Origin of the sequence: Microbacterium sp. ISL-103 (genome assembly GCF_018613995.1) — a bacterium.
In the GTDB taxonomy this organism is placed as follows: Bacteria; Actinomycetota; Actinomycetes; order Actinomycetales; family Microbacteriaceae; genus Microbacterium.
In genome coordinates this window covers 1-5,437 of sequence record NZ_JAGGPD010000499.1, presented here as the reverse complement: position 1 = coordinate 5,437, position 5,437 = coordinate 1, and the positions used below count along the sequence as shown (strand labels likewise).

Annotated in this window: 3 protein-coding genes and 2 pseudogenes; 3 read left to right on the top strand and 2 right to left on the bottom strand. The window is 65.2% G+C overall.

The window, feature by feature from the left end; all coding sequences use genetic code 11:
* Positions 1 to 1,539 (bottom strand): annotated as a pseudogene (locus tag J7E68_RS16610) (phosphoketolase); the annotation flags it as partial.
* Between J7E68_RS16610 and J7E68_RS16605 the strand changes: the two are divergent.
* The 3 genes from J7E68_RS16605 to J7E68_RS16595 all read left to right on the top strand — a co-directional run bounded on the left by J7E68_RS16605 (position 1,487) and on the right by J7E68_RS16595 (position 4,517).
* Positions 1,487 to 2,119: a pyridoxamine 5'-phosphate oxidase family protein gene (locus J7E68_RS16605; RefSeq protein WP_311417233.1), complete on the top strand. Its 633-nt coding sequence runs from the start codon at positions 1,487 to 1,489 to the stop codon at positions 2,117 to 2,119. The pseudogene J7E68_RS16610 and the gene J7E68_RS16605 sit on opposite strands and share 53 nt — an antisense overlap.
* A gap of 78 nt (positions 2,120 to 2,197) precedes the next feature.
* Positions 2,198 to 2,668, top strand: a complete 471-nt coding sequence (locus tag J7E68_RS16600) for a universal stress protein (RefSeq protein WP_215174454.1) — start codon at positions 2,198 to 2,200, stop codon at positions 2,666 to 2,668.
* Positions 2,669 to 2,687: 19 nt separating this feature from the next.
* On the top strand, positions 2,688 to 4,517 hold the full coding sequence (locus tag J7E68_RS16595) for a heavy metal translocating P-type ATPase (RefSeq protein WP_245647350.1): 1,830 nt from the start codon (positions 2,688 to 2,690) through the stop codon (positions 4,515 to 4,517).
* 141 nt (positions 4,518 to 4,658) lie between these two features.
* Here the strand turns inward: J7E68_RS16595 and J7E68_RS16590 are convergent.
* Positions 4,659 to 5,312: pseudogene (locus tag J7E68_RS16590) on the bottom strand (universal stress protein); the annotation flags it as partial.
* Between the last annotated feature and the right edge of the window lie 125 nt (positions 5,313 to 5,437).

Here is a 5,437-nt window from a genome sequence, read left to right as displayed (position 1 = left end):
CGAGTTGAGGACGCCGGGGCGCCCCGTTAGCAAGTACGCCTCGATCCAGCCCAGACACTGATGCTCACTGAGCATCTCCACCCCCCTGCCGGTGTGCGACAGATGATTGTCGGCCTCCATCGGCAGCGACTCCGCGTTCCACTGTTTGTCTGTCACCTCGAAGACGGCATCAAGTCGATTGGATGCCGTCTCGTCGGGACCGAAGATGCGGAAGTTCTCGGGGTTGGCCGTGATCACGTCACGAAGCCAGCCTCCGAGGACGCGGGTGGCCTCGGTCACCGTGGCACCGGGGCTGGGCACGTCGACGGCGTAGTCGCGGAAGTCCGGGAGTCGCAGTTCTTTCCTCAGCAGCCCGCCGTTGGCCACCGGGTTCGCACTCATACGGAGCTCTCCGTCGGGAGCCAGCGCCGTCACCCACTCGGCGACGGCACCGTTCTGATCGAAGAGCTCTTCCGGCCGGTACGACAGCAGCCACGAGTGAAGCAGCTCTGTGTGCGCTTCCGTATCGCGCGCATCACGCAGCGGCACCTGGTGTGAACGCCAGTTGTTCTCCGCCGGATGCCCGTCGATCTCGTTCGGACATGTCCATCCTTTCGGCGTGCGCAGTATGGTCATCGGCCCTGCCGGCCGGGTGCGGAGAACGCCGGCCGCGGCATCCGCTTTGATCTGTGCGATGTGGTCGAGGACGTCATCCAGCACGATCGCGAAACGTCGATGCACGTCCATCGGGTCCTCGCCATCGAACCCGCCGGAGACGAGATACGGAATGTGCCCGTACCCACGCATGAGGGAGAGCAGCTCCTTCTCGGGGATACGTGCGAGCACTGTCGGGTTGGCGATCTTGTACCCGTTCAGGTGAAGAATCGGCAGAACGACGCCGTCGTGCAGCGGATCGAGGAACTTGTTCCCGTGCCAGCTCGTCGCCAGCGGCCCCGTCTCCGCCTCGCCGTCTCCGACGACTGCAGCGACGAGGAGGTCGGGGTTATCGAACGCGGCGCCGTACGCGTGAGAGAGGGAATAGCCCAGTTCCCCACCCTCGTGAATCGACCCGGGTGTCTCCGGCTCCACATGGCTCGGGATCCCTCCGGGGAACGAGAACTGGCGGAAGAGACTGCGCAGTCCGTCCTCGGAGTGGTCGATGCTGTTGTAGACCTCGCTGTACGTGCCGTCCAAGTAGGCGTTCGCGACCATCCCCGGTCCCCCGTGTCCTGGCCCGGCGATGTAGATCGTGTGGAGAGAGCGTTCCCGGATCACTCGGTTGAGGTGGGCGTAGATGAAGTTCAGCCCCGGGGTCGTTCCCCAGTGTCCGAGAAGTCGAGGCTTGATGTGGTCGGGTCTGAGAGGCTCGCGGAGTAGCGGGTTGTCGAGAAGGTAGATCTGCCCCACCGAGAGGTAGTTCGCCGCCCGCCACCAGGCGTTCAGAACCTCTAGAGTCGACGCCGCAGGAGGGTTTCCGGCTCCTCGGGGCCAAGAGGATGTGGGCGCGATGTCGACCGCGATCTCGGTCTGCGCGGGAGATGAAGTCCGAGATGCGTCCATGCACGCAGTCTTGCCCGGGGACGGTCGCGGGATAGAGCCGAAGGTCCCTCGCCCATGCCGATGCAGCCCACGCGATGACAGGACCTTGGTCCCCCGGCTCGCTGAGTCCCCCGTGCACCATGAGAGCGAGACAGGAACCTCTCAGGACGGGAGAATCATGACTGAGATCGAACGCTCGCCGACACGACAGCTGACCGAGGACGAGTGCTGGGAACGTCTCGCCCGAGCCCCGTACGGACGGATCGCCTGCGGTGCGGCCGGAGTGATCGACATCTTCCCGATCAACCACAAGACCGACGATCGAACGATCTTCTTTCGAACCTCGGCAGGTACGAAGTTGCTCGAGCTGACCATCCGCGCGGCCGTCGCCTTCGAGATCGACGGCTACGACGAGCACGAAGCCTTCAGCGTGGTGGTGAAGGGGACAGCCCAGGAATTCGATCGCGACGCCGACGTGCTCGCGGCAGAACGACTGGGTGTGCACCCATGGGCCCCGGAAGAGAAAGACCGCTGGGTACGGATCGATGCATCTGAGGTTCGCGGCAGGGTCTTCGATCTTGAGGCGCAGAGCGCGCCGTGAACCTCAACGGCGAAGGTTCCGACGTTCCGTGTGACCTTTGGCCCAGTGGCCTGAACCCAAAAGCAGGATCGTGAAGCTATGTCGAACACACACTCACACCACATCGTCGTCGGCGTGGACGGATCCGATTCCTCTATCGACGCCCTCCGTTACGCAGCACGTCTGGGGAAAGCGCTGAAGGAGCCTCTGCATGTCGTCACGACCTGGACGGCTCCCCCGATCGATCCATACTTGGCTATCGAGTGGTCACCCGCTGAGTTCGCCCGCGAAGCTCTGGACGAATCGCTCCAGGGAGCATTCGCTGGCAACCCACCACGCGACCTCACCAGCGAAGTCCTGCTCGGGTCGGCCGCGCGAACCCTGATCGGCCTCAGCAACTCGGCATCGATGCTGGTCCTCGGCAGCCGCGGGCACGGCGGCTTCGTCGGGCTCCTCCTGGGATCAGTCAGCGCTGCCTGCGCGGAACACGCCCACTGCCCCGTCCTCATCGTGCACACGAAGAAGACGACCGACAGCGAGTCCTCTCCGTCATCTTCGGACGAGACCTGAACCCTTGAGGCCCGTCCTGTTGCGGTACCCGATCATCACTCTCACGGTTCTCGTCTTCGTCGGAGTCATCACGGCGCTCGTGGCGGGAGCCGAGAACACCGGTCGTTGGGCGGCGACGATCTACGTGGCCGCCTTCATCAGCTGGACACTGGTGAGAATGGTGCGGGATGTGCTCCGAGGGCACGTCGGTCTCGACATACTGGCGCTCGTGGCGATGATCGCCACGTTGGCGGTCGGTGAGTACGTAGCGTCGCTGATCATCGTGTTGATGCTGTCGGGGGGCGAGGCGCTGGAGGATTTCGCCGGACGACGCGCAAAGCGCGACCTCTCCGCACTTCTGGACCGCTCGCCTCGCACCGCGCACGTCCTGGAGTGGGCCGACGCGGACGCCGGCGAAGCCATCCGTGACGTTCCCGTCGACGAGGTCAAGATCGGGGATGTGCTTCTCATCCGCCCTTCTGAGATCGTGCCGGTCGACGGGTCTCTTCTCACGGAGACCGGATCATTCGACGAGTCGTCGTTGACGGGCGAGAGTATGCCGGTCACCCGCGAGATGGGCGGAGAGGTGCTGTCCGGGGCGATCAATGGAAGCCGGGCGGTGCGGATTCGAGCAGTGCGGACCAGCGAGGACAGCCAGTACCAACAGATCGTCGCTCTCGTGCGTGCAGCGGAAGACTCCCATGCGCCGGTGGTGAGGCTGGCCGACCGATTCGCTATCCCGTTCACCGCAGTCTCGCTCGTGCTGGCCGGGACCGCATGGGCGTTGTCGAGTGATCCGACGCGGTTCGCAGAGGTCCTGGTCCTGGCAACGCCCTGTCCACTCCTGATCGCCGCCCCGGTCGCCTTCCTCGGCGGGCTCTCCCGTGCCGCGAAGGCCGGCGTGATCATGAAGGGCGGCGCCGTCATCGAGCAGATCGCCCGCGTGCGTTCCGCCGCCTTCGACAAGACGGGAACCCTCACCCAGGGTCGCCCACGACTCATCAAAGTCCGACCAGCCGAAGGCTTCGATGCGGATGAGCTCCTGATGCTCGCCGCCTCGGCAGAGGAGTACTCATCACATGTTCTCGCCGACGGTATCCGTCGCGCTGCGGAGGATCGGGGCCTGGCGCTGCGCACCGCCAGCGCCGCACGTGAGGAAGCGACCAACGGTGTGGTGGCGACGATCGATGGGCGCACCGTGACTGTCGGCAAACCCGCCTACGTCATCGCTATCGCCCCCGATACTCCCAGGGCCGCGCTCGACGTCGGCGAAGCCGCCGCATACGTCGCCGTGGACGGACGATTCGCCGGCGTTCTGGTACTTGCCGATGACGCGCGCCCCGAAGCCGCGTCCGTGGTGTCCTGGCTCCGGAGTCACGGCATCGAACGGATCATCATGCTGACCGGCGACGTCCGGTCGACGGCGGAATCCGTGGGACATCGAATCGGTGTCGACGACATTCACGCGGAACTCCTCCCGCCCGAGAAAGTACGGCTCGCGCAAGACCTGCAGCCACGCCCGGTGATGATGATCGGCGACGGAGTCAACGATGCCCCTGTGTTGGCCGCCGCCGACATCGGCGTGGCGATGGGCGCGAAGGGCGCGACGGCGGCCGGCGATGCCGCCGACATCGTGATCCTGGTGGATTCGCTGTCGAAGGTCGTGGACGCCGTATCCATCGGCCGTCACACGCTGCGGGTCGCCCTCACGGCGATCTGGATCGGCATCGGGCTGAGTCTCGCGCTCATGATCGTGGCGATGACCGGAATCATCCCCGCAGTCGCTGGCGCGGTCACGCAGGAGTTGGTGGATCTGGCCACGATCCTCTACGCATTGCGGGCGTTGCGGGGCCCGCGGGATCTCGCTTAGCGCACCACGACGGTGGCGGTCGCGAGCCGGGAGAGGACTTCCTCGCTGGTGGATCCGAGAAGAAAACGAGCGATCGCCCCGCGCCCGTGNNATCGTCCGTCCCGGAGTGCCCCTCTCCACCACGCGATGCACGACGAGATCCGGATACTGTTGCCCGTTCCCCGCCAGCGCAATGGCGAGTGTCTCTTCTGCCGCCTGCTGCATCCCTGACAGGTAGGTCGACGGGTAACCGTGCATCCCCACAGGCAGCGGAACGGTCGTCCATGTCGTCACAGCCGTGAGGACGTCGCCAGCTCTGTCAGCCTCCTCGGCAGCGAACGATATTGCTCGCTCGGAATCAGCCGATCCGTCGATGCCCACGACAACTCCACTTCGGTGAGTGAGATCGATGTCGGGCACCACCGCGACCGGGCTATGAGCGCCCGCCGCTATGCGGACACCGTGCAGACCGCGTCGGTCCCCTTTCGACGGACCACGGTGGTCGCTTCCGATGACGAGGAGATCGCAGACTATCGAGGCCTCGATGAGTTCGCCGACCGGATCGCCCCGCCCCACACGCGTGTCGACGGTCAGTCCCCGTGACTGCAGCCGAGTCGCCTCACGCGCAAGCATCGCCGCCGTCAACGCGAGAGCCTCCCGGAGCATCTCCCCCTCCCCGACCGCACCTACAGCACCACCGACGATCGAGATGAGGGTGAGTCTGCCACTGCGGTCATATGCGCGTCGTGCCGCCCACTCGACCGCCTCACGCGAAGCGTGAGTGTCGACGACGCCGACCAGGATGCTCTCCGGCATGGGATCCTACTTTCCGCTCCAGCGAACGCTCTCGTCATCAATCTGACTGGACTCTCACGTTGTTCTCGACCTCAGTGATGTGAGGAGAGGCCCACGCGGCACGACCTGCCTGCTCCTTCTCTGCC